This window comes from Phenylobacterium sp. (assembly GCF_020402505.1).
In the GTDB taxonomy this organism is placed as follows: domain Bacteria; phylum Pseudomonadota; class Alphaproteobacteria; order Caulobacterales; family Caulobacteraceae; genus Phenylobacterium.
On sequence record NZ_JADBZL010000062.1, the window covers coordinates 1 to 22,241 of the forward strand.

A 22,241-nucleotide genomic window follows, 5' to 3' on the forward strand; every position below is an offset into this window, starting at 1 on the left:
AGGCGGTGGATCAGCTCGCCCCGCCGGAACCTCCCCATGCCGGGCGTCCCCGCCAGGGGCGAGACCGCCGCGACGGGGGCCGCATCCCCGAGGTCCGAAGGCGAGGCCAGGCGGGCGAGGGGTTCTGCGGCCGCCGGGCGCGACAGCCAGGGCGGCGCCGGCGGCGCCTGCGTCACCTCTTCGGCCGGCGCTTCCCGCCCCAGCGCCTGGGGGTCCTCGCCCAGCCTGAAGAGGCCGTAGTCTCCGCGGTCGATCCGGCGGACCTTGTCCTTGAGGGGGCCCTCGAAAGCATCGCGCACGGCTCCCCACCAGCCCTTGAGGTTGGCCTCCAGCCGGTTGCCGGGAAGCACGCCGCAGAGCACCAGCCGGTCACGGGCCCGGGTCAGGCCCACATAGAGAAGGCGCTTCAGTTCCTTCTCCTCCTCGGCCTTGGCGGCTTCCCGCGCCTCTGCCTGGACCGGGCAGTCGTCGCCCGAGGCGCCCAGCCACAGGAAGGCCCCATCCTGCGCCCGCGTCAGGCCGGAGCCGCCCTGCGCATTGAAGGTCATGTCCGGCAGGAAGATGACCGGCGCCTCCAGTCCCTTGGCGCCGTGGGCCGTCATGACCCGCACCTCCCGGGCGCCCTCGGCGTCCATCTCGCGCTTGACGTCCACGTCCAGGCCGTCGAGGTCGGCGGCGAAGGCCTCCAGGCTCCGCGCGCCGGCCATTTCCAGCTCGAGGGTCTTTTCCAGGAAGACGCCCAGCGCCTCCTCGGCCTCGCGACCGAGCCGGGTCAGCAGTCTCTGCCGGTGGGTCCGGCCACAGGGGGCGGTGGACTCCAGCTGGCCGACGATGAAGTCATAGGGCGACTGGTCGGCGGCCGCGATCGCCGCGGCGAGGAAGTTCCGGGCCTGGGCCCAGTCCTGTCGGGCCTCGCCCGGCGGGGCCTCGTCCACCCGCCGGACCAGGGTTTCCCAGAGGCTGGCGGTCCCGCGCCCGTAGGCCAGGTCGTAGAGCCCCTGGTCGCTGACCTCGCAGAAGGGGCTGCGCAGCAGGGCGGCCAGGGTCAGGCTGTCGGCGGGGAAGAGGACGAAGCGGACCAGGGCCCTCAGGTCATCGAACAGGATGTGGTCGGCCAGCTTCAGGCGATCGGCGCCCCCGACCGGCACGCCCTGCCGCTTCAGCTCCAGCAGGATCTCGTCGAACAGGGTCCCGCGACGGCGCACCAGGACGATGAAGTCGCCCCAGTCGGCGGGCCGGACCCCCGCCTCGCCCTTCTTCCCCACCGCCTCGCCCGCCTCGACCATCCGGCGGATCTCCGCGGCGATGCGCGCCGCCAGGACCCGGGTCGACGAGTTGGCGGCCAGGGAATCCGGCGGATCGGTCCAGGCCCCCCGCTCCTCGGTCTCGGGCGGCGGGACCAGGTCCCAGAGGTCGATGCCGCCGGGATGGTCCCGGACGGTCTGGTGCGCAATGGGCGGGGGTTCGCCAGCCCGCCCGCCCATCAGGGCGAATCGGCTCTCGGGAGCCACGAAGACGGCGTCGACAAAGCCGAGCACCTCCCGAGTGGACCGCCAGGAGAGCGCCAGCTCGATGCGCTCGAAGGTCGCGCCGGCCGCCTGGGCCCGGGCGCTGTAGGCCCTGAATTCGGTCTCGAGCCGGTCGGGAGACGCGCCCTGGAAGGAGTAGATCGACTGCTTCTCGTCGCCGACGACAAAGAGGCTGCGGCGCAGGGCGAGGCCGGATTCCCGCCGTCCGTCGCCGGCGAAGAAGTCGCCGGTCAGGTTCGAGAGGATCGACCACTGGGCGGGCGAGGTGTCCTGGGCCTCGTCCACCAGGACGTGCGACAGGTTCTGGTCCAGCTTGTAGAGCACCCAGGCGGCCATGTCGGCCCGGCCAGTCAGGGCGAGGGTACGGTCGATCAGGTCCCCGAAGTCGAGCTTGCCCGACGCCCACTTTTCGATCTCGTAAGCCGCCAGCCAGGCCTCGGCCAGCAGCAGGATGTCGAGGGTCCTTTGGCCGGCGAGTGCGATGCGTCGGCGGCCTTCGAGGGTGAGGATGCGGTCGGCTTCCCTCACCAGCCGCTCGGAGAGCCTCGGATGGGGCTTGAGGCTCTTTGCGCTGGTGATCCAGACCTTGGCGGTCATCTCCTTGGTGGTCAGCAGGGCCCTGACCGCCTCGAAATCCAGCTTGCCGGCGTCGCGCCGGAGGTCCTCCGCCCTCTTCTTGTCCGTCTTCGACGATTCAGGCCGGGCGAGGGCGTCCGCGACTTCCAGCCATTCGCCGGGCGACATCCCATCCGACATGTCCGCCATCTCGCGCCGGATGGCTTCCGGGTCGACGGGCTCCGGGGAGCCCGTCAGGGCGAACCAGACCGCGGCCTCGATCCCCCGGCCGGCCGCCTGCGCCGCGAACCAGTCCGAGAGTTCGCCCGCCCGGGCGGCGAAAGTCTCGAACAGGCCCTCGAACCGGCCATGGTCGAAGTCTACGGACAGCCGGGCGTAGGCCTCGGCGATCCGGCCGCCTTCGGCGTCCAGGGCCCGGCGGGCGAGGGCGGTCCGCGCGCCCCGCTTCAGCTGGCTTGCGGCCAGGTCGTCCAGCACCTCAAAGCCTGGCGAGATCCCCGCCTCCAGGGGGAAGCGGCGAAGCAGCTTCTCGCAGAAGGCGTGCAGGGTCTGGATGCGCAGGCCGCCCGGCGTCTCCAGGGCGCGGGCGAACAGGGCCCGGGCGGCGGAAAGGGTGTTCGGATCGTACGCCTTCCGGCTCCGTCCCTCCAGCCGGGCGAGCGCCGCGGCGAGGCGATCATCCGGCAGGACCGACCAGTCGCCCAGCAGTTCGAACAGCCGGGTCTGCATCTCCGCTGCGGCGGCCTTGGTGTAGGTCACGCAGAGGATCTCGTCGGGCGCCGCGCCGGCGAGCAGCAGGCGGGCGACCCGGTCAATCAGGGTCTTGGTCTTGCCCGACCCGGCGTTGGCGGTCACGAAGGCCGAGATCCGGGGGTCCGCGGCCCGGGCCTGGGGGTCATCGTCGCGTCGGGTCATGACTCTCCCCCACCGCCGATGGCTGACCATTCCCGAACCCGCGCCAAGTGGTCGTAGTCGCTGGCGAAGAGCTTCACCTTCGACGGGGCTGTCCGCGAGAGATAGGCGTGACCTGGATTATCGAAGCGCGCGATGACCGCCTTCAGGCCCTCCAGGGCCTCAGCCGAGGCGGCGACCGCGTCCTGGCCGTCCTCAAGGGCGCTGCTGATCACGCCCGCCGGACGGCGGCCGGTGATCTGCACATAGGCCAATTCGACCGGCTTGAGCCTTCCCAGAGACGGGAAGCCGCCTGCGGCCAGTATCGCTCCGGAGAGGGTCAGCTGGGGCGAGAACCCCTCCTCGACCTGTTTCGGGGAGGGCGGCGACCCGGTCTTGTAGTCCAGGATGCGACCTACAGGCTCCGGCCCCACCTCGATCCGGTCGGCCTTGGCGGTGACGGTGAAGGGTCCGGCGGGCGCCTCGAAGGTCAGGGTCCCCTTCAGCTCTACATGGATTCTGCGCCTGTCCCTGCGGCGCGTCCGCTCCTGCTCGACCACCCAGGCGGCGATCTCCCGCGAGAGGGCGGTTTCCCGGGCGAGGCCCGGCGCATCCATGCCCGCCGTCTTCAGGGCGTCCAGGTAGAGCGCCGCCAGGTCCGCCTCAGCGGCGTCGGGAACCTCGTCCGGATAGGCCTTCACGAAGGCCTCCAGCGCCGCGTGGATGGCCGTGCCCCGCACGCGCACGTCCACCGGCGCGTCCGGCCGGTCCAGGGGATAGAGGCGCAGAATGTCCCGCGCCCAGACGGCGTAGGGGTCGCGCACCAGGGTCTCGATCCGCGTGACCGCCAGCTCCCGCGGCCGCGCCTCCAGGGGCGGGCGGGGCGCGGGCCGGGGCGCCGGGGCGAAGTCGCCGGGGGCGTCGGCGGCCCCGGCGATCGCCTCCAGGTCCGGCCGTCCGGGCAGGTCTCCGCCGGCCCCCCGGGTCAGGGTCCGGAGCCGCCAGAGCCAGCGCGATTCGAGGGCCGGGGCGCCCCGGCGGCGGCGGGCGTGCAGCAGGAAGACCTCGGGCGCGCAGGCTGACTGGGCGAAGTCGTGGGCGGAGAGGGCGATCCGGCGCTCGGCCGGGGGCAGTCCCAGCCGGCTGCGCATGCCGCGGGACAGGAAGGGGTCGACGCCGGCCGCCTGCGGCCAGACGCCTTCCTCCAGGCCCGCCAGGATGAGGCGGTCCGCCCGGGCCATCCGGGCCTCCATGGCGCCCAGGATCTTCAGCCGGGGATGGGTGGCGTGGGCGGCGCGGACGCTCTCGCCGGCGATGATCACGCCGAGCAGTTCGGCGAAGGCGGCGGCGGACAAGGGCGGACTGGCGCCGCCCTCCGCGATCAGCAGGGACAGCAGCCGCGCCACAGCCTCGCCGTCCGGTCCCGACCAGAGGTCGCCTGTCCCGCCCTCGGGCCGGGCGCAGAGGGCCTCCATGGCCAGGGTCAGCCGGCGGGCCCAGGCCGAGGCGTCGAGCGTCTCCACCGCCCCCGGCGCCGTCGGCGGGAAGACGGCGGCGAGGGCGTCGACAAGAGCGATGGCGGCGGGGTCGGCGGCCTTGGCCGTCATGGCGAAGGTCTTCAGGCCGGACAGGTCCTCGGGCCGGGTCCTGCGCAGGGCCGTGACCTCGAGGGCGTCCCTGGCGATGGCGAGGTCCGCCTCTGTCCGCCCCAGGCGCACATGGGGGTGCTTGAGCAGGCCCAGGATCGTCGCTGGCCGCGCCGGCTCTACCAGGGCCAGGGCTGTCGTCTCGGCCAGGACGGCGCACGGGAAACGGGCCAGGGGTTCGCCCGCCGAGGCGTCTGCGATGACGCCCCAGCGACCCAGCCGGGCGGCGACCCGGCGGGCCAGGTCCTGGTCCGGCGTCACCAGGGCGGCGGTCCGCCCCGGAGTCTCCAGGGTCTCGCGCAGCAGCAGGGCGGCGGCCAGGGCGCAGGCCTCGACATCCCGGGTTCCTACGACGGTCAGGCCCTTCAGGCCCTCGCGGATCTTTTTCTCTCCCTCGCCCTCGATCGCCAGGCGCCAGTCGGAGGTCTGCGCCGCCGGCCTCAACGCCAGGTTCACGAGATTCCGCCGGACCTCTCCCGAGGACGACGCCGGCGATCGGCCCTTCCAGGTCTCCACGGAGCTGACCTCGACGCCCGCGAAGGTCAGGAGCGCTCTCAGGGCGGCCTGCGGATGCTGGTCGTCGACCGGTCTGGGTTGCTGCGCGCCCTCCGCCATCACCGTGTCCAGGCCCGGCAGGACAACTGCGCCCAGCGGCGCCCGGGCGATCACCGTCAGCAGCCTGGCCGTGGCCTTGACCGAGCCGGTTGAACCCGCCGCGATGAGCAGGTCCTTCGGCGGTTCGGCGTCCCACTTCGCCGCCAGGGCGTCCAGCAGGCGCACCCGACGCGCGCTGACGTCCACCAGTCCCAGGGTCTCCAGCCGCTTCGGCCAGGCCAGGAGGGCGCCCTGAAGGAACTCCAGCGACACGCGCCAGTGCGCGGCCATGTCGAGGTCGACAAGGTCGGCCAGATTGTCGCCCGCGACCTCCTCGATCTGCAGGCTGTCGAAGAAGCCTCCAAGGGCGTCCGCCAGGCCCAGGGCCTCGGCGGGGCCGGGGCTACGTCCGATGGCGGGGGAAAGCTCGGTGACCAGCCGCAGCAGCTCGAACCGCCGGCGCACGGGACTGATGGCTGGCGGCAGGTCAAGGACGATGTCGCCGGGCTCGAACGGCGCCTCGCCCGCCTCCAGGTCGCCCAGGGGGCGGATTCGCGGCGGCAGAAGGGCGGGAACCTCGCCGGCCATCCGCAGGAAGGCCTCGGTCAGGGACCGGGCCGCACGCCGGGTCGGCGTCAGGACGACGGCGTCGGCCAGGGCCTCCGGTCCGCCTTCGCGGGTGATATCCAGAAGGCCCACGGCAAGGTCGTCCAGAAAGGGCCGGTCCGCCGGGATGTTGAACCAGCGCGGCTGGCCGGCCTTTTGGAACCAGTCGGTCATCCCGAAAGCAGGGCCTCCGCCTCGTCCCGCGCCGTCGGATCCCCGACGTGCAGCCAGAAGGCGTCCATGACCACCCCCGCCAGCCGGCCCGTCTCCTGCAGCCGCCACCAGACCGGCAGGATGGAGAAGGCCCCCTCGGGTTCGCCATCCAGGATCTCGGGCTTCAGGATCTGGAAGCCGATATTGGCGAAGGGCGCCGGGCGGGCGTCGTCGGCGCTGTGGGTCAGGCGGCCGCCCGCGTCCATGAAGAAGCCCCGCGGCCCCTCGAAGCCGATGCCCTGTCCCCGGGGGGTGAGCAGCAGGAGAAGGTCCATCCGCTCGGGGTCCCAGGCGGCCTTCATCCGCTCCAGGGGCGGGGTGGTGCCGCCGGTCCAGAGGGAATCGATGTTCGCCACGAAGATCGGCTCCCGCCCCAGCAGGGGCAGGGCGTTGCGAATACCGCCGCCGGAATCCAGCAGGGCCGGCCGCTCGTCAGCGAAGAGGATCTCCAGGTCCGTCCGCCGGGACAGGTGGGCCTCGATCTGGTCGGCGAAGTGGTGGACGTTGACGACGGCCTTGCGCACGCCCGCCTCGACGAGCCGGTCCAGGACCCGGTCGATCAGGGTCCGCCCCGCCACCTCCACCAGGGCCTTGGGCCGCGTCTCGGTCAGGGGCCGCATGCGGGCGCCCAGTCCCGCCGCCAACACCATGGCGCTCTCGGGTCCTGTCACCGACGCGCCTCCGTCGGGACGCAGGCGTCGAGCCAGACACGCAGATCAGCGAGGCCGGGGTCGGCGAGGCAGCGGTCCAGATAGGCCCACATCCGAGGCAGGAAGGCCTCGTACTTCGGCCGTCCATCCCGGCGGACCAGCCGGGCGAAGACACCGATGATCCGGCAGATATTGAGGGCGCCCAGGGCGTGGAAGTCGGCGACGAACGGCAGATCCCCTGCATAACGGGAGCGGTCGAGATAGCGCTGCAGCATCCGTTCCGACAGGACCGGGGAGACGTCCCGCCGGGCGTCGTGCAGGAGCATGGAGAGGTCCCAGGCGGGGTGGGCCAGGACGGCGTCCTGGAAGTCCACCATTCCGACCCGCGCCGGCCCCTCCCGGTCCGGCAGCCAGATCAGGTTCTCCACGTGATAGTCCCGGTGGGAGAAGACCGAGGCGCCGGTCTCGCCCCGCTGCAGGATCGGCCTCCACAGGGCCGCCCAGTCGGCCCTCGCGGCGGCGTCGATGCGAACCTGCGGTCGAAGGGCGGGCAGCCAGTCCGGCAACAGGTCGGCGGCGGTCTGCAGGGCGAGGGCGTCATAGGTCAGGATCGGCCAATCCAGCCCCGCCTCCGCCCCCAGCCGGTCCAGGACCGGGGTGGACTGCATGTGGACCAGAGCGTCCACGGCCGCCTCGTAGAGCGGAACCTCGTCGGCGCCGCCCGCGATCAGGGCGCCGAACAGGTCGTCGCCGAGGTCTTCCATGACCGCCAGGCCCTGCCCGACGTCGAAGGCCTCGATCCGGGGCGCGGAAAGGCCGGCGCGCCTAAGCCAGCCGGCGACGGTGACGAAGGCGTCCACCCGTCCAGCCGCCAGCCGCGCCAGCGCATTGTAGCCCAGGGCCCGGCGCGTTTCGGCGTCCGCATCCGGCGGGCAGGGGGCGGACTCCACCGGCGGCTGGTCCATGAAGATCCGGCGGCTTCCGTCCCGCAGAAAGAGCCGCTCGTAGGATCGCGTGGAGGCGTCGCCGGCCAGCGGTGCGCGCCGGGCCTCGCCCAGGCCCGCATGGCGCAGGAAGGCGTCCTTCAGGGCGTCCCGCTCCGCTGTCACTCTATACGCTCCTTCCAGGCCCCGTGTCCGGTCAGCCGCGCCGTACGACCCTCTCCGGCGACGGAGAGTTCTAGATCGAGTCGGTCCGAGGGGAGGCGCCCCTCCAGTCGCTCCGGCCACTCGATCAAGGCCGCCCCGTGGTCAAGGGCTTCCTCGAGGCCGATCTCCCAGGCCTCGTCCGGGTCTTCCAGGCGGTAGAGGTCGAAGTGGGCGATCTCGAACTCCCTCCCCGGATAGGTCTGGACGAGGGTGAAGGTCGGGCTCGGCGCCTCCTCGTCCTGCGAGGTGAGGGCGCGGATCAGGGCCCGGGCCAGGCAGGACTTCCCGACGCCTAGGCCGCCGCTCAGGCAGATAGCCTCACCCGCCTGCAGGAGGGGGGCGAGGCGCCGGCCCAGGGCCTCGGTCTCGGCCTCGGCGGGCAGGGCGATGCGGGCGGGCAGGCGGTTCAAAACGGACGGTCCGGATCATCGGGCAGGATCTGCTCCACATAGGCCTTCAGGGCCAGGGTGGCCGCCTCGGCGTCGCCTCCGAGGCGGTCGGGGGACACGAGCGGCCCCACGGTCAGGGTGAAGCGCCCGCCGCGCTTGTTGAGCAGTTCGTGGAACAGGGTGATGTCCCGCAGCTCCTTCGAGATCCGGTCGAAGGCATGAAACAGGGTGGACCAGGGTCCGGTCATATGGACCGGCGCCACCGGCGCCTCGTGCCGACGGGCGATGGAGACGGCCGAGCTCATCCAGGGCGGGTCGCAAAGTCGACCGTCCGGGGTCCTGCGGGCCAGCCGACCGGCGGGGAAGATGGCCAGGGCGCGCCCGGCCTCCATGGCCTGGCGGGTCATGTGCAGGGTGGTGCGAGTGTGCTCACGGGTGCGCTTGGCCGCCACCCACTCCACCGGGATAAGGACATCGGAGAAGCCCGGGACCACCCGGTGGGCGTCGGCGTTAGCGTAGAAGCAAAGGTCCGGCCGACGGTCGCGCAGGGTGTCCCAGGCGGCGATCCCATCGGCGATTCCGGTAGGGTGGTTGGAGACGATGACCAGCCGCCCGGAGGACGGAATTCGCTCGAGACCGCTCACCTTCACCTTCACCTCCAGGAGGCGGGAGACATGCTCAAGGGCCTCAATTCCGGGGAGGGGCGCGATGGCGTCCGCCATCCGGCGGGCCCTGCGGTAGTTCAGGAGCCGGTAGAGCAGGGGGCGGGCCAGCGGCCATGCCGGGCTCGCAGCCAGCCGCGGCGCCCGCTCGGCGATCAGCACGTCGACAATGTGCTGGCCGGAGCCGGCGGAGGCGTTAGAGCTCATGAATGCAGCATGCCCGCGCACGGGGGGCGCAAGCAAGGTCTAGGCTCGCCTGGCGCCAGCCCCTATGGGTATCCGGCAGGCAAGCTAGGACGATCCCATGCGCCAGATTCATCACTTCATCGACGGGGCGGCGGCCGCCAGCGCCTCGGGCCGCTTCGGCGACGTCTTCAACCCCAACATCGGTGAGGTCCAGGCCCGGGTCGGCCTGGGGACCCCTGATGAACTGGATCTGGCGGTCCAGTCGGCCCTGCGCGCCCAGCCGGCCTGGGCGGCGGTGAACCCACAGCGCCGGGCGCGGGTCATGTTCGAGTTCAAGCGGCTGCTCGAGGCCAATATGCAGTCCCTGGCGGAGCTTCTGTCCAGCGAGCACGGCAAGGTCATCGCCGACTCCAAGGGCGACATCCAGCGCGGCCTGGAGGTAATCGAATTCGCCTGCGGCGTCCCGCATCTCCTGAAGGGCGAGTACACCGAGGGCGCGGGGCCAGGCATCGACGTCTATTCCATGCGCCAGCCCCTGGGCATCGCCGCAGGCATCACCCCGTTCAACTTCCCGGCCATGATCCCGATGTGGATGTCCGGCGTCGCCATCGCGGTGGGCAACGCCTTCATCCTCAAGCCCTCCGAGCGCGACCCCGGCGTGCCGGTGCGCCTTGCCGAGCTGTTCATGCAGGCCGGCGCCGAGCTGGGTCTGGACCTCAAGGGGGTTCTCAACGTCGTTCAGGGCGACAAGGTCATGGTCGACGCCATCCTCGACCATCCGGAGATCGCAGCGGTGAGCTTCGTCGGCTCCTCGGACATCGCCCAGTATGTCTATTCCCGCGGCGCGGAGGCGGGAAAGCGCGTCCAGGCCATGGGCGGCGCCAAGAACCACGGCATCGTTCTGCCCGACGCCGACCTGGACCAGGTGGTCAAGGACATCTCGGGCGCCGCCTTCGGTTCCGCAGGCGAGCGCTGCATGGCCCTGCCCGTCGTCGTGCCCGTGGGCGAGCGCACCGCCGAGGCCCTGCGCGAGAAGCTGGTCGCCGAGATCGCCACCCTGAAGGTGGGCGTCTCCACCGACGAGGGCGCGCACTATGGCCCGGTGGTCAACGCGGCCCATAGGAAGAAGGTCTCCGACTACATCCAGATGGGGGTCGACGAGGGCGCCGAACTGGTGGTGGACGGCCGTGACTTCCGCCTTCAGGGCTTCGAGCAGGGCTTCTTCATCGGACCGTCCTTCTTCGACCGCGTGACCCCGGACATGAAGAGCTACCAGGACGAGATCTTCGGGCCGGTCCTGCAGATGGTGCGGGCCGAGAGCTTCGAGTCCGCCCTGGCCCTGCCGTCCCGCCACGCCTACGGCAACGGTACGGCGATCTTCACCCGTAACGGCCGGGCGGCCCGGGAGTTCGCCTCCCGCGTCAATGTCGGCATGGTCGGCATCAACGTGCCCATCCCCGTGCCTCTGGCCTACCACACCTTCGGCGGCTGGAAGCGCTCGGCCTTCGGCGACGCCAACCAGCACGGCATGGACGGTGTGCGTTTCTACACCAAGGTCAAGACGGTGACGGCCCGATGGCCCGAAGGCGAGGTCGGAGACTCCGCCTTTATCATCCCGACCATGCGGTAGGGCGGTTCAGGAACCCCTTCGATCCCAGTCCAGGCCCGCGATCCGGGGGTCTGCGGCGAAGGCGTCGCGGGGGAACTCAAGTCTCCGGTCGGGGAATTCACACAGCGCCTGGACCCCGAAGGCGCTCAAGCGAATCCGCCAGGTCTGACGGTCGACGGGCGTCGGGCTCGCAAAAGCGCTTCTCTTGAGGAGTGCGAGGTTCGCGCCCTGTCCGGGATCGCGGACGGACCGGTAGCGGATCGCCTCGGTTTCCACGGCCCGGGCGGCGTCGGCCAGGGCCTGGCAGGCGCTGTAATCCGTCAGATCCTCCCAGAGGGCGCCGTCCTGCAGGAACGGTTCAAGCGTCAGGTCGAGGAGCCGGCCTGTCGACACCGCTGCAGAGAACGCAGTGAACTCTGCGGCGTTCTCCGGCCAGGGGGTGGAGGGCGACTCGGCGAAGAACAGGAGCCGATAGAAAGCGATCTCTGCAACGGAGGTCACCGGGTCTTCCGCGGCGTAGAAGACCCCCGGCGTGCGCCCGGCGCGCCGGAACCGGGATCCCGACGGATAGACCGCGCCGTACCGGAACGGGGTCGCCAACAGGTAGTGCAGATCACGAGCGTCTTCCTGGAGCCCCGGCTTGGTCGCCTCGATCAGGTCCTCCAGGAGGGACTGCTCGGCCAGGGTGTCGGTCAGTTTCAGGGTCGAGACCCGATGCTGGGCTTCCACCAGCCGCCAGCACGCGCCTTCAAGGCGCCGGAACTCAGACGAGAGCGCGACGCGCGTCCAGATAGGCGATGACATCCATGAGTCCGCTGACGGTCTGAAGCTTTTCGACAGGTCGGCCGTCGAGGGCGCTATTGGGATTGACCAGCCAGCTGGCCGCGACCCTGTCGTCCCCGCCTGCAATGGCGTCCAGCGACCGGAACAGGCGCACGAAAAGCACCGCCAGCTCGAACGCCTTGTCGCCGGGCGCGAGGGTATATCCGTTCCGGCGCATGCGCGAGACGGTCGCCTCGCTGACCCCGATGGCGACGGCGAGGACCCTCGCGGTCACCCCCAGTCGGTCGGCGGCGCGAAGAACCGCCCTGGTCACAACTGCGCCGGCTTCGGGATGGGTGGCGACGGGCTGGAGCAACTTCATGGGCGCAACCTTTCCCTTGAAAAAATCACATGCATTGCTTTCTGGCGCAAGACGTTTCTTCAGCCATCCCGCTGAGGCCCTCCGACCCTGCGGTAGGATCAGGCCAGGTACTGGTCCGCCACCCAGGCCGTGACCTGGTCACCCCCTTCGAGGGCCCCCTTCACCTGGGCCCAGGGACCCGGCGAATCGTAGAGGACTTCCAACCGGGTTCCGGCGAGGAAGGCGCCGAGGGTGTCAAACTGCACGCCCGGCCCGCCGCGGGCATTGAGGCGAGACGCGATGACGGTCCGGAACAGGGGCTGAGAATCTCCGCGACCTTCCACCAGGGAAACAAAGCGACTCATGGGAAAGGCCGGGCCCGGGTCGGTCTTTCGACCCGGCGAGATATCGTCGTGGCCGACGATCTCGGTGATGGTCGGGTAGGCCGCAAGGATGCAGCGGGTCACCTCCGCCAGGGCGGACAGCTGGGTTTCGCCATAGACCTCCCAGAGGGAAGGGCGGGTCTCGTTCCTGTGGGTCAGCTCGACCGCCATCGCCGGATCGAGGACCCGGGAGGTCGAACTGCGGACCTGCCCATCGGCCGTCCGCATGAGCCGGCCCCAGTTATCGATCTCTATCCCAATCGCATAGTCATTGCAGTTGGGTCGGCCCCGCCAGATCGAACGGCCTGCGTGCCAGGCCTTGACGTTGAACGGCACGACCTGCCGGACATCGCCGTCGCGTCCGACCACGACATGAGCCGAGGCCTTGGCCTGGGGGGAGACGAAATAGTCGGATACGCCCTTCGCCCCAGCCCCGCTCACCGTGAAGTGCATGACCAGCAGGCTCGGCGCGTCCAGCGTTCCGCCATGATGGGGCGAGGCCTTGTACCAGCCGGGCTTCAGCCTGTGATCGGCGATCTGCATGCGCCATCTCCTGCGCTTTGAGGTCCGCCACTGCATCACGTGCGGCAAGGCCGCGCAATTTTTCGAGGGCTGCAAGTCCTTCGCGCCCAGGGGGTCAAGCAGGGGCGGCCACATCGTCTAAGGCGAGAAGGTGTCCTGCCTCAGCGATGGCGGCCCCATTTTTCCGGTTCCGAGGGTTCCATCTGAAGGGCGGAGGCTCTAGGCGGAGGACATGCCTTCGGCCCTTCAGACCGCCTACGAGGATCGCGTCCGCGACGGGCGTATCCGGCCGGATCCCGCCCAGGCCGCCGGCCTGGCGGCTCTGGTCCGCCTGGAGACCGACCTCTCCGCGGCGCGACCGGGGTCGCTGGCGGGGCTCCTGCGCCGCCGGGCGGAAGCTGCGAGGGGCGTCTACCTCTGGGGCCCGGTGGGGCGGGGCAAGTCCATGCTGATGGACCTGTTCTTCGAGACCGTCCCCGTCGCGCGCAAGCGCCGCACCCACTTCCATGTCTTCATGCGCGAGGTCCATGAGCTGATCGGAACCTGGCGCTCAGGCGATCCGGCGATCCGAAAGGCGCGGTTCGGCCAGATGCGCGGCGACGACCCGGTCCCGCCCGTGGCGGACCTCGTTGCGCGGAGCGCCAGCCTGATCTGCTTCGACGAGTTCCAGGTCACGGACATCGCCGACGCCATGATCCTGGGCCGGCTGTTCGAGGCCCTGTTCGCCCGGGGCGTGACCCTGGCCGCCACCTCCAACCGGCGGCCGGATGACCTCTATCGGGACGGGATCAACCGGCAGCTTTTCCTGCCCTTCATCGAACTCCTGAAGTCGCGGGTCGACGTGGTCTCGGTGGCCGGCCCCCACGACTACCGCCTGGACCGTCTCAGGGCGGCGGGGACCTGGTTCTCGCCCATCGACCCGGACAACCGCCGCACCTTCGGCGCCCTGTGGCGGGACATGCTGGGGACGGAAGCCGCCGAGGGGGAATCGATCGAGGTCATGGGCCGCCGGCTCGACTTCCCGGACGCCGCCGGCGGGCTGGTGCGGGTCGGTTTCGCCCGGCTCTGCGACGCGGCCCTGGGGCCGAACGACTACCTGGCCCTGGCCGAGCGGTTCCACACGGTCTTCCTGGAGGACCTGCCCCGGCTGACCCCGGACCGCCGGGAGGCGGCGCGCCGGTTTGTCACCTTGATCGACGCCCTCTATGAGGCGCGGACCCGGCTGATCGTCCTGGCGGAGGCCGAGCCGGTCCGGCTCTATCCTGCTGGCGACGGGGCCTTCGAGTTCGAGCGCACGGCCTCCCGCCTGCAGGAGATGCGGTCCGCCGACTGGCTCGCCGACCGGCCTTAAGCTGCCGCTACGGCGCCCTATCAGATTGAAAAGCCTTCGTTGACACTCGGTCCCGTAAGCTTAAATGCAGACAGCCGGCCCGGGACGCGGGGGCGTCCGCCGGGGTTCGCCAGGACACGCCGATGACCGCACCTGTTCGAGATCGACCCATGTCGCCGCACCTGCAAGTGTGGCGCTGGCATCTGACCATGTTCACCTCCATCCTGCACCGGGCGACGGGTGTGGCGCTGTACGGCGGCGCCGTCATCGTGACCGCCTGGGCGCTGGCCCTCGGCGCCGGCCCCGACGCCTACCAGGGGTTCACGGAGCTGATGGCATCGCCGCTCGGCCGCCTGGTCCTGGTGGGACTGACCCTCTCGGTCTTCTACCACCTCGCCAACGGCCTGCGGCATCTGTTCTGGGATGCGGGGCTGGGCCTGTCGGTGACGACTTCCTACCAGTCCGGGGTCATGGCCATGGCCTTCTCCGTGGTGGCCACAGTGATCGTCTGGGCCATCGGGCTCGGTCAGTGAGGCCCAGGATGACTGATTTCAGAACCCCTCTTTCCCGGGCCCGCGGCAACGGCGCCGCCGGCCATGGCGCGGCGCACTGGGTCGCCGAGCGTGTCAGCGCCATCGCTCTGATCCCGCTGACCTTCTGGATGATCTACGCCGCCCTGGTGATCTCCCGGACCGACTATCAAGGCGCTGTGGCCTTTGTCGCCTATCCGGTCAACGCCGTGATGATCGTCCTGGTCCTCGCGGTTTCCGGCTGGCACATGCACGCCGGCGCCCGGGTGATCATCGAAGACTACATGCACAAGATGCTCGGTCGGTCGGCCCTTCTGATCCTCAACCTCTTCCTCGCCGTTCTCCTGACCGCCCTGGCGGTCTTCTCCGTCCTCAAGGTCGCGCTCGGAGGCGCTCTCTGACGTCATGGCCGCTTACGAATTCACAGATCACAAGTTCGATGTCGTGGTGGTGGGCGCCGGGGGCTCTGGCCTGCGGGCGGCCCTGGGCTGCGCCCAGGCGGGCCTGAAGACGGCCTGCATCACCAAGGTCTTCCCGACGAGGTCCCACACCGTGGCGGCCCAGGGCGGCATCTCGGCCAGCCTTGGCAATATGGGCGAGGATGACTGGCGCTGGCACATGTACGACACCGTCAAGGGGTCGGACTGGCTGGGCGACCAGGACGCCATCGAATACCTCTGCCGGAACGCCCCGGCGGCCGTGTACGAGCTGGAGCACTGGGGCGTGCCCTTCTCGCGCACCCCCGACGGCAAGATCTATCAACGGGCCTTCGGCGGCATGACCCGCAACTTCGGCGAGGCCCCCATCCAGCGCACCTGCGCGGCGGCGGACCGGACGGGCCACGCCATGCTGCACACCATGTACGGCCAGTCCCTGGCCCACGACACCCAGTTCTTCATCGAGTACTTCGCCCTCGACCTGATCATGGACGAGGGCGTCTGCCGCGGCGTGACCGCCTGGAAGCTGGATGACGGCACGCTGCACCGCTTCCAGGGTCAGATGGTCATCCTGGCCACCGGCGGCTACGGCCGGGCCTACTTCTCGGCCACCAGCGCCCACACCTGCACCGGCGATGGCGGCGGCATGACCCTGCGCGCCGGCCTGCCCCTGCAGGACATGGAGTTCGTCCAGTTCCACCCCACCGGCATCTACGGCGCCGGCTGCCTGATCACCGAAGGCGCCCGGGGCGAGGGCGGCTACCTGACCAACTCCGAGGGCGAGCGCTTCATGGAGCGCTATGCCCCCACGGTTAAGGACCTGGCCCCCCGGGACATGGTGAGCCGCGCCATGACCATCGAGATCCGTGAGGGCCGCGGCGTGGGCCCGAACAAGGACCATATCCACCTGCATCTCGACCACCTGGACCCCAAGGTCCTGGCCGAGCGCTTGCCGGGCATCTCCGAGAGCGCCCGCATCTTCGCCGGCGTCGATGTGACCAAGCAGCCCATCCCGGTCCTGCCAACCGTGCACTACAACATGGGCGGCATCCCGACGAACTTCTACTCGGAGGTGGTTACCCGGGTGGGGGATGATCCCGACCGCGTGGTCCCTGGCCTGATGTCCGTGGGCGAGGCCGCCTGCGTCTCGGTCCATGGCGCCAACCGGCTGGGCTCCAACAGCCTGATCGACCTGGTGGTGTTCGGACGCTCCGCAGCCCTCAGGGCGGCGGATATCCTGAAGCCCGGCGCTTCCCAGCCCGAGCTCAAGCCCTCCATGACCGACGGCCACCTGGCCCGCTTTGACCGCCTGCGCCATGCGGACGGCTCGACCCCAACCGCCGCCCTGCGGCTGGAGATGCAGCAGGCCATGCAGGAAGACGCCGCCGTCTTCCGCACGGCCGACAGCCTCGCTTCGGGCGTCAAGCGCCTCCAGGCGGTGCAGGACAAGCGCAAGGACATCAAGGTGTCCGACCGCGGCCTGATCTGGAACACCGACCTGGTCGAGACCCTCGAGTTCGAGAACCTGGTGGTTCAGGCCGTCGTGACCGTCGCCGGCGCCGCCAACCGCACAGAGAGCCGCGGGGCGCACGCCCACGAGGACCACCCCGACCGGGACGACGCCAACTGGATGAAGCACACCCTCACCTGGATGGACGACGTCACCGGCAAGGTGGTCATCGATTACCGTCCGGTGCACGACTACACCATGACCAACGACATCGCGCCGATCCCGCCCAAGACGCGGGTCTACTGAGGCCGCGGACGCAGACGGAATTCGAGGAAAGCACGCCAAATGGTCGAACTCGCCCTGCCGAAGAACTCCCGTGTCCAGAAGGGTCGCCACCATCCGGCGCCCGCTGGCGCCAAGAAGGTCAAGACCTTCCGGATCTACCGGTATGATCCCGAGGGGACGGGCAACCCCCGCTGGGACACCTATGAGGTCGATGTGGCGGCCTGCGGCCCCATGGTCCTGGACGTCCTGATCCACATCAAGAACACCATGGACCCCACCCTGACCTTCCGGCGGTCCTGCCGTGAGGGAGTGTGCGGTTCCTGCGCCATGAACGTCGGCGGGCGCAATACCCTGGCCTGCACCCATGGCCACGAGGAGGTCCCGGGGTCGACCTGTCAGATCAGCCCCCTGCCGCACATGCCGGTCGTCAAGGACCTGGTGCCCGACCTCACCCACTTCTACGCCCAGTACGCCTCCATAGAGCCCTGGCTGCACACCACCACGCCGGAGCCCCAGACCGAGTGGGTCCAGAGCCCGCAGGACCGGGAGAAGCTGGATGGTCTCTACGAGTGCATCCTCTGCGCGTGCTGCTCCACCTCATGCCCGAGCTACTGGTGGAACGGCGACCGCTATCTGGGCCCCGCCACCCTCCTGCACGCCTACCGCTGGCTGGTTGACAGCCGGGACGAGGCCACAGGGGAGCGGCTCGACGCCCTTGAGGACCCCTTCAAGCTCTACCGCTGCCACACCATCATGAACTGCGCCCAGGTCTGCCCCAAGGGGCTGAACCCCGCCAAGGCGGTGGCTGAGGTCAAGAAGATGATGGCGGAGCGGGTGGTCTGATCCGGCGGCCGTCGTCACATCCGGCGAATCCCGTAAGTTGACGGTCGCGTCACTTTTCTCCATCTGGACTGCATGACTTCGCCTGACGCCCATGTCGTGATCGTCGGCGCCGGCCACGCCGGCGGGACTCTGGCGGCCCTGCTGCGCCAGCATGGGTATGCCGGGCCTGTGACCCTGGTGGGCGAGGAGCCGATTCCGCCCTACCAGAGGCCCCCGCTCTCCAAGGCCTGGTTGAAGGGCGAGGCGGACGCGGAGTCCCTGGCCCTCAAGCCCCTCGAATTCTACGCCGAGAACCGCATCGACTTCCGGCCCTCAGTCCGCGCCGAACGGATCGACCGGGACCGCAAGGCCCTGGTCCTCTCGGACGGGACAACACTCGCCTACGACATCCTGGTCCTGGCTACTGGGGCCCGGGCCATCCGCCTTCCCATCCCGGGAGCCGATCTCGAGGGCATCCTGGAACTGCGCACGGCGGCTGACGCCGAGGCGCTGAAGGCGGCGCTTGGGCCTGGCCGGACCATGGCCGTTGTCGGCGGCGGCTATATTGGCCTCGAGGCCGCCGCCTCGGCGCGGGCCCTCGGCGCCGAGGCGATCGTCCTGGAGCGCGAACCCCGCATCCTGGCCCGCGTGGCCGGCGAGGTGCTCTCCAACTTCTTCCGCACCCTGCACGAAGGCCATGGCGTCCGCTTCCTGACCGGGGCCTCTGTCACCGGCTTCCGCGGCGAGGGCGGGAAGGTGACGGGCGTCGAACTGGCCGACGGCCGGGTGATCGACTGCGACCTGGCCCTGGTCGGCGTCGGCGCCGTCCCCAATCAGGAACTCGCCCAGGCGGCCGGCCTGGCGGTGAATCGCGGCGTAGTGGTCGACCTGGAGGCCCGCACTTCAGACCCCTCCCTCTTCGCCATTGGCGACGTGACCCTGCGGCCCATGCCGATCTATGGCCGGGACTTCCGGATGGAAAGCGTCCCCAACGCCCTGGAGCAGGCCAAGCAGGCCGCGTGCGCCATCACGGGCCGGCCCGCGCCCGCTGGCGAGACGCCCTGGCAGTGGTCCGACCAGTACGACATCAAGCTTCAGATCGCGGGCTACAACTTCGATTCCGACCAGACTCTCGTGCGCGGCGACCCGGCTTCCGGCAGGTTCGCGATCTTCCACCTCAAGGGCGATCAGGTCCAGGCGGTGGAGGCGGTCAACTCGCCGCCAGAGTTCATGATGGGGCGGCAGCTCATCGGTTCCCGCAGGCCGGTGGACAAGCAGAGACTTGCGGACCCTTCGGTTTCCATGAAAGAGGTCGCCGCGGCATAGATCCGGCGAGGCAAGGAAAGACCAGATGGCCAAGATCACCTTCATTCAGCACGACGGGACCGAGCACGTCCACGAGGGCAAGACCGGCCTGTCGGTCATGGAAGTCGCGGTGAAGAACAACGTGCCAGGGATCGACGCCGACTGCGGCGGCGCCTGCGCGTGCGCGACCTGCCACGTCTATGTGGACGCCGCCTGGCTCGGCAAGACCGGCGAAAAGACGGCCATGGAGGAGTCCATGCTCGACTTCGCCGAGGGCGTGGAGCCCAACAGCCGGCTGTCCTGCCAGATCAAGGTGAGCGACGCCCTCGACGGCCTGGTGGTCCGGCTTCCCGAGAGCCAGCACTAGGCTCTGAACCGGGGAGGCGGCCACGGTGCGGCCTCCCTGTCCAGCCGCTGGCCTCAGAACTCCAGTTCCGGATGCCCCGCCGCGCCTTCCGCTCTTTCCGGAAGGTGGCAGGTGAAGGTCGCCCCGGCGCCGGGCTCGCTTTCCAGGGCGACCCAGCCGCCGTGCAGTTCGACCAGGGCCTTGACCAGGGCCAGGCCAAGGCCCGGTCCGCCGCGTTCGCGCCCGACAAACCGGTCGAAGATGTTGGCCTGAACATGGAAGGGGATGCCCCGTCCGGTGTCGGTGACCTGGATCTGGACCTCGCCCAGGGTGCGCCGGGCGCTGAGGGAGATCCGCCCGCCCCTGGGCGTCTGTCCCAGGGCGTTGAGGATCAGGTGGTCCAGCACCTGGGACAATCGCCGGGTGTCTCCCCGAATGAGGCCGAGGTCATCCGGGCAGAGGGAGGACAGCCGAACCCCGCCCGTCTCGGCGTCCTCGCTCCAGCGAACGGCGGCGGCCTCCAGTAATCGGGCGACGTTCACGTCCTCCAGGTCCAGCGCCATCTCGTCCGCATCGATCTGGGCCATGTCGAGGACGTCGTCGATGGACCGGCCCAACTGCTCCGCCGCCTGCCGGATCGCGCCGGCGTGGCTGAGGGCCCGTCCGGGTAACTGGTCGCCCAGGCCCTCCATCAGCTCTGAGTAGCCGATGATGGTCGTCAGGGGGGTGCGCAGCTCGTAGGAGACGTTGCCGACGAAGTCGCGTTTCAGCCGTTCCGCTTCCGCCAGGGCGGCGCTGCGGTCGGCCAGGGCCCGTTCCAGCCGCCGGGCGTCCGTGACGTCCGTGAAGGCGATCAGGGTCGCGCCGTCGGGAAGAGGGCGGGACTGGTGGGCGACGATCCGTCCATCCGAGGTGCGCACCTCCCCTGAGGCCGGCGCCCGGGCGGCGGGATCGGTGTCGGCCACCCGGCCCTTCATCTCGCGCCAGAACCCCTGATCGTGAAGCCTGGGCAGACACAACTCCACCACGCCCTCGAAATCCTGCATCTCAGTCAGGGCCTGGCGGGGAATGTTCCAGAAGCGTTCGAAGGCCTCATTGTGCAGCCTCAGACGCCCGTCGGCCCCGAACACGGCGACGGCGTCGTTCAGCTTGTCCAGGGTGGCCTGCTGCACCTGGATCAGGCTGTTGTACTGGGCCTTGAGGCGAAGCTCGCCCGTGATGTCCGAGAACAGGAGGACGATGCCCCCCAGGGGGTGGGACTGGCGTACGACCCGGAGGGTGCGGCCATCCGGCAGACTCCAGAGCTCGTCCGGGGCGGAGTCCAGCTGCACGTAGCGCTCCAGCTCGGCGGCCTTCCAGCGGGCGTAGTCCGCCGTCTCCGGCAGGCGGCGGCGTTGGCGCAACCGGTCCAGGACCTCTCCGTGGGTGGGTCGCTCGGCCAGCCAGGCGGGTTCCAGGCCAAAGAGCTCAGCAAAGGCGGTGTTGTGGAAGTCGAGCCGCCGGGACGGAGTGAAGATCGCCACCGCGTCGGCGATGTGGTTGAGGGTCTCATCGTGGGCCTCCACGTTCCGCCGGAGGGCTTCCCGCAGCTCCTCCGCCTCGGTGGCGTCCTCGGTCCAGACGCCGACGCCGCCCCCTTCGAGGGGCCGGGCGGTCACCTTCAGGGCGCGCCGCCGGCCGCCCAGGCTGATCCACCGAATACCTTCGCGGGGTTGGGACAAGGCGGCGGCCTCGATCGCCAGGGCGTCAGCGGCGGGATCCAGGCTCAGGCGTCGCGCGACGGCGGCGGCGATGTCCTCGGCGCCGACAGCCTCCAGCCAGGCGGCGTTGGCCCAGATCGGACGGCCGTCGGCGCCGGCGATCCAGGCCGGGCCGCTGCGGGCGTTCAGGAAGGCGGCGAAGCGTGGGGAGGGGGGAAGGCCCTGGGACCCCGCGGCGGCCGACAGCCTCAGCCAGGCCAGGGCCCCGGCGGCGCGTCCCTCGACGGTCACCACTCCGGAGGCGCCCCGGACCTCGAAGCCGCAGCTCTCGCCCCGCTCGAACAGGGCCCTCAGGCGCAGGGCGTGGTCCGGGTCGGCTCGCATCAGGGCGGCGACCACGGATTGCGGCTCGCCGGCGACCCCCAGGGCCAGGGCGCAGGCCGCCAGGCTCTCGTCGCCCGAGGCGAGGAAGGCCCGGCCGTCCTCAACCGCGAGCAGCGCCGACTCGAAGGCCTCTGCAGACGCCTGGGCCGCCTCGGCGACGGCGCCAAGGGTCTCGACCTCCGCTTCTAGGGCCGCAATGCGCCGGTCGGCGCGTCGGCGGACGTGCAGGGTCCAGACACCCGAGCCCAGCGCCAGAAGAGCGGCGCCAGCGGTGGCGGAAAGGATCAGGGCTTCACCGGTCATGGACGGGACCGCAGGTTTTCGCCCCCATCAGGCGAATCATTCTGGCAACATAGGCCGAAGCCCGATTCTCGGCGATGATGCGCCCATGTCCGCCCTGATCTATCCGGTCGCCCATGATGGGGACTCCGCCCTCAGCGCGCCGCTCGGCCATGCCCTTCGCGCCCGGGAGGCCGAAGGCATCGCCGGTGAGGCGGTGATCTTCTGCTCCGAACGGGTTGGCCCGCCCTGCCCGACACGTGAAGCTGCGCAGGATCTCCTGGCCCGACTGAGCGCCGGTGCGGCCCCCCCGCCTGATCGCGCCTTCATCCGGCTGGTGGAGATCTTTGACGGCGCCCGCCCGCCGCCACCCGCCCGGTCCCTTAACGAAGGAGACCGTCGCTGGCCCGCCCCGCCGGCCCCGCCCCGCACGGTGTGGCGGATCCAGGTCGACTTCTGGCGTCCCGCCTCCCGCGCCCCCGCCATTCTCACCGACCAGGCTCGGCATGTCCGCAAGCGCGCCCAGGCCGAACTCTCGGGCGATCACCTGAGCGCCTTCGCCCGGCAACCCCTCCGGCCTGTCCGACCCCAGCAGCCCCTGGACATAGGGCTGTTCGAAATCCGGGCGCCAGAGAATCCCGACCGC

At 70.3% G+C, this 22,241-nt stretch carries 19 protein-coding genes; 9 read left to right on the top strand and 10 right to left on the bottom strand.

The window, feature by feature from the left end:
* From addA to IM632_RS05115, 6 genes are all read right to left on the bottom strand, one after another.
* On the bottom strand, positions 1-3,020 hold a 3,020-nt coding region (gene addA / locus IM632_RS05090; RefSeq protein WP_296552061.1), incomplete at its 3' end, for a double-strand break repair helicase AddA.
* Complete coding sequence (gene addB / locus IM632_RS05095) at positions 3,017-6,016, bottom strand: double-strand break repair protein AddB (protein ID WP_296552063.1); 3,000 nt, start codon at positions 6,014-6,016, stop codon at positions 3,017-3,019. The genes addA and addB, both read right to left, overlap by 4 nt.
* Positions 6,013-6,726 carry a nucleotidyltransferase family protein gene (locus IM632_RS05100; protein WP_363278664.1) on the bottom strand — a complete coding sequence of 238 codons (714 nt, stop codon included), beginning with the start codon at positions 6,724-6,726 and terminating at the stop codon, positions 6,013-6,015. Before IM632_RS05100 ends, addB begins: the two co-directional genes overlap by 4 nt.
* Entirely contained in the window at positions 6,723-7,814 is a 1,092-nt protein-coding gene (amgK, locus tag IM632_RS05105; protein WP_296520826.1) for an N-acetylmuramate/N-acetylglucosamine kinase AmgK, read from the bottom strand. The genes IM632_RS05100 and amgK overlap by 4 nt, the downstream gene beginning before the upstream one ends.
* Positions 7,811-8,263 carry a tRNA (adenosine(37)-N6)-threonylcarbamoyltransferase complex ATPase subunit type 1 TsaE gene (tsaE, locus tag IM632_RS05110; RefSeq protein WP_296498608.1) on the bottom strand — a complete coding sequence of 151 codons (453 nt, stop codon included), beginning with the start codon at positions 8,261-8,263 and terminating at the stop codon, positions 7,811-7,813. Before tsaE ends, amgK begins: the two co-directional genes overlap by 4 nt.
* Positions 8,260-9,111: a 1-acyl-sn-glycerol-3-phosphate acyltransferase gene (locus tag IM632_RS05115; RefSeq protein WP_296552065.1), complete on the bottom strand. Its 852-nt coding sequence runs from the start codon at positions 9,109-9,111 to the stop codon at positions 8,260-8,262. The genes tsaE and IM632_RS05115 overlap by 4 nt, the downstream gene beginning before the upstream one ends.
* A gap of 97 nt (positions 9,112-9,208) precedes the next feature.
* Between IM632_RS05115 and IM632_RS05120 the strand changes: the two genes are divergently transcribed.
* Positions 9,209-10,720 carry a CoA-acylating methylmalonate-semialdehyde dehydrogenase gene (locus IM632_RS05120; RefSeq protein WP_296484999.1) on the top strand — a complete coding sequence of 504 codons (1,512 nt, stop codon included), beginning with the start codon at positions 9,209-9,211 and terminating at the stop codon, positions 10,718-10,720.
* A 6-nt stretch (positions 10,721-10,726) separates the two neighbouring features.
* Here IM632_RS05120 and IM632_RS05125 read toward each other — a convergent pair whose 3' ends face one another.
* The 3 genes from IM632_RS05125 to IM632_RS05135 all read right to left on the bottom strand — a co-directional run bounded on the left by IM632_RS05125 (position 10,727) and on the right by IM632_RS05135 (position 12,748).
* Positions 10,727-11,503: an RES family NAD+ phosphorylase gene (locus IM632_RS05125; RefSeq protein WP_296484996.1), complete on the bottom strand. Its 777-nt coding sequence runs from the start codon at positions 11,501-11,503 to the stop codon at positions 10,727-10,729.
* On the bottom strand, positions 11,463-11,843 hold the full coding sequence (locus IM632_RS05130) for an MbcA/ParS/Xre antitoxin family protein (protein WP_296484993.1): 381 nt from the start codon (positions 11,841-11,843) through the stop codon (positions 11,463-11,465). The genes IM632_RS05125 and IM632_RS05130 overlap by 41 nt, the downstream gene beginning before the upstream one ends.
* A gap of 98 nt (positions 11,844-11,941) precedes the next feature.
* Entirely contained in the window at positions 11,942-12,748 is an 807-nt protein-coding gene (locus tag IM632_RS05135) for an N-acetylmuramoyl-L-alanine amidase (protein WP_296484990.1), read from the bottom strand.
* Between the two features lie 211 nt (positions 12,749-12,959).
* On the opposite strand from IM632_RS05135, the gene zapE reads away from it, so the two are divergent.
* From zapE to IM632_RS05170, 7 genes are all read left to right on the top strand, one after another.
* Positions 12,960-14,078 carry a cell division protein ZapE gene (gene zapE, locus IM632_RS05140; protein WP_296484987.1) on the top strand — a complete coding sequence of 373 codons (1,119 nt, stop codon included), beginning with the start codon at positions 12,960-12,962 and terminating at the stop codon, positions 14,076-14,078.
* A gap of 122 nt (positions 14,079-14,200) precedes the next feature.
* The gene (gene sdhC / locus IM632_RS05145) at positions 14,201-14,590 is read left to right on the top strand and encodes a succinate dehydrogenase, cytochrome b556 subunit (RefSeq protein WP_296484984.1); all 390 of its coding nucleotides are present in this window, start codon (positions 14,201-14,203) and stop codon (positions 14,588-14,590) included.
* A gap of 8 nt (positions 14,591-14,598) precedes the next feature.
* Positions 14,599-14,988 (top strand): succinate dehydrogenase, hydrophobic membrane anchor protein, encoded by a 390-nt coding sequence (sdhD, locus tag IM632_RS05150; protein WP_293528495.1) that lies wholly within the window; start codon positions 14,599-14,601, stop codon positions 14,986-14,988.
* Between the two features lie 4 nt (positions 14,989-14,992).
* Complete coding sequence (gene sdhA, locus IM632_RS05155) at positions 14,993-16,780, top strand: succinate dehydrogenase flavoprotein subunit (protein WP_296484980.1); 1,788 nt, start codon at positions 14,993-14,995, stop codon at positions 16,778-16,780.
* A 39-nt stretch (positions 16,781-16,819) separates the two neighbouring features.
* Complete coding sequence (locus IM632_RS05160) at positions 16,820-17,602, top strand: succinate dehydrogenase iron-sulfur subunit (protein ID WP_293517557.1); 783 nt, start codon at positions 16,820-16,822, stop codon at positions 17,600-17,602.
* Between the two features lie 72 nt (positions 17,603-17,674).
* Positions 17,675-18,907, top strand: coding sequence for an FAD-dependent oxidoreductase (locus IM632_RS05165; protein ID WP_296484973.1), 1,233 nt, complete (start codon positions 17,675-17,677; stop codon positions 18,905-18,907).
* Positions 18,908-18,932: 25 nt separating this feature from the next.
* Positions 18,933-19,253: a 2Fe-2S iron-sulfur cluster-binding protein gene (locus IM632_RS05170; protein WP_293511574.1), complete on the top strand. Its 321-nt coding sequence runs from the start codon at positions 18,933-18,935 to the stop codon at positions 19,251-19,253.
* A 53-nt stretch (positions 19,254-19,306) separates the two neighbouring features.
* On the opposite strand, the gene IM632_RS05175 is transcribed toward IM632_RS05170, so the two are convergent.
* Positions 19,307-21,619: a PAS domain-containing sensor histidine kinase gene (locus IM632_RS05175; RefSeq protein ID WP_293523883.1), complete on the bottom strand. Its 2,313-nt coding sequence runs from the start codon at positions 21,617-21,619 to the stop codon at positions 19,307-19,309.
* 85 nt (positions 21,620-21,704) lie between these two features.
* Between IM632_RS05175 and IM632_RS05180 the strand changes: the two genes are divergently transcribed.
* The coding region (locus IM632_RS05180; protein WP_296552066.1) for a hypothetical protein at positions 21,705-22,241 on the top strand (537 nt) is incomplete at its 3' end.

What these genes read in the sequence shown, in the direction of transcription:
- addB (WP_296552063.1), bottom strand. Translation starts at nt 6,016, where the DNA reads ATGACCGACTGGTTCCAAAAGGCCGGCCAGCCGCGCTGGTTCAACATC.
- IM632_RS05115 (WP_296552065.1), bottom strand. Translation starts at nt 9,111, where the DNA reads ATGAGCTCTAACGCCTCCGCCGGCTCCGGCCAGCACATTGTCGACGTG.
- IM632_RS05120 (WP_296484999.1), top strand. Translation starts at nt 9,209, where the DNA reads ATGCGCCAGATTCATCACTTCATCGACGGGGCGGCGGCCGCCAGCGCC.
- IM632_RS05125 (WP_296484996.1), bottom strand. Translation starts at nt 11,503, where the DNA reads ATGTCATCGCCTATCTGGACGCGCGTCGCGCTCTCGTCTGAGTTCCGG.
- IM632_RS05130 (WP_296484993.1), bottom strand. Translation starts at nt 11,843, where the DNA reads ATGAAGTTGCTCCAGCCCGTCGCCACCCATCCCGAAGCCGGCGCAGTT.
- IM632_RS05135 (WP_296484990.1), bottom strand. Translation starts at nt 12,748, where the DNA reads ATGCAGATCGCCGATCACAGGCTGAAGCCCGGCTGGTACAAGGCCTCG.
- zapE (WP_296484987.1), top strand. Translation starts at nt 12,960, where the DNA reads ATGCCTTCGGCCCTTCAGACCGCCTACGAGGATCGCGTCCGCGACGGG.
- sdhC (WP_296484984.1), top strand. Translation starts at nt 14,201, where the DNA reads ATGACCGCACCTGTTCGAGATCGACCCATGTCGCCGCACCTGCAAGTG.
- sdhD (WP_293528495.1), top strand. Translation starts at nt 14,599, where the DNA reads ATGACTGATTTCAGAACCCCTCTTTCCCGGGCCCGCGGCAACGGCGCC.
- sdhA (WP_296484980.1), top strand. Translation starts at nt 14,993, where the DNA reads ATGGCCGCTTACGAATTCACAGATCACAAGTTCGATGTCGTGGTGGTG.
- IM632_RS05160 (WP_293517557.1), top strand. Translation starts at nt 16,820, where the DNA reads ATGGTCGAACTCGCCCTGCCGAAGAACTCCCGTGTCCAGAAGGGTCGC.
- IM632_RS05165 (WP_296484973.1), top strand. Translation starts at nt 17,675, where the DNA reads ATGACTTCGCCTGACGCCCATGTCGTGATCGTCGGCGCCGGCCACGCC.
- IM632_RS05170 (WP_293511574.1), top strand. Translation starts at nt 18,933, where the DNA reads ATGGCCAAGATCACCTTCATTCAGCACGACGGGACCGAGCACGTCCAC.
- IM632_RS05175 (WP_293523883.1), bottom strand. Translation starts at nt 21,619, where the DNA reads ATGACCGGTGAAGCCCTGATCCTTTCCGCCACCGCTGGCGCCGCTCTT.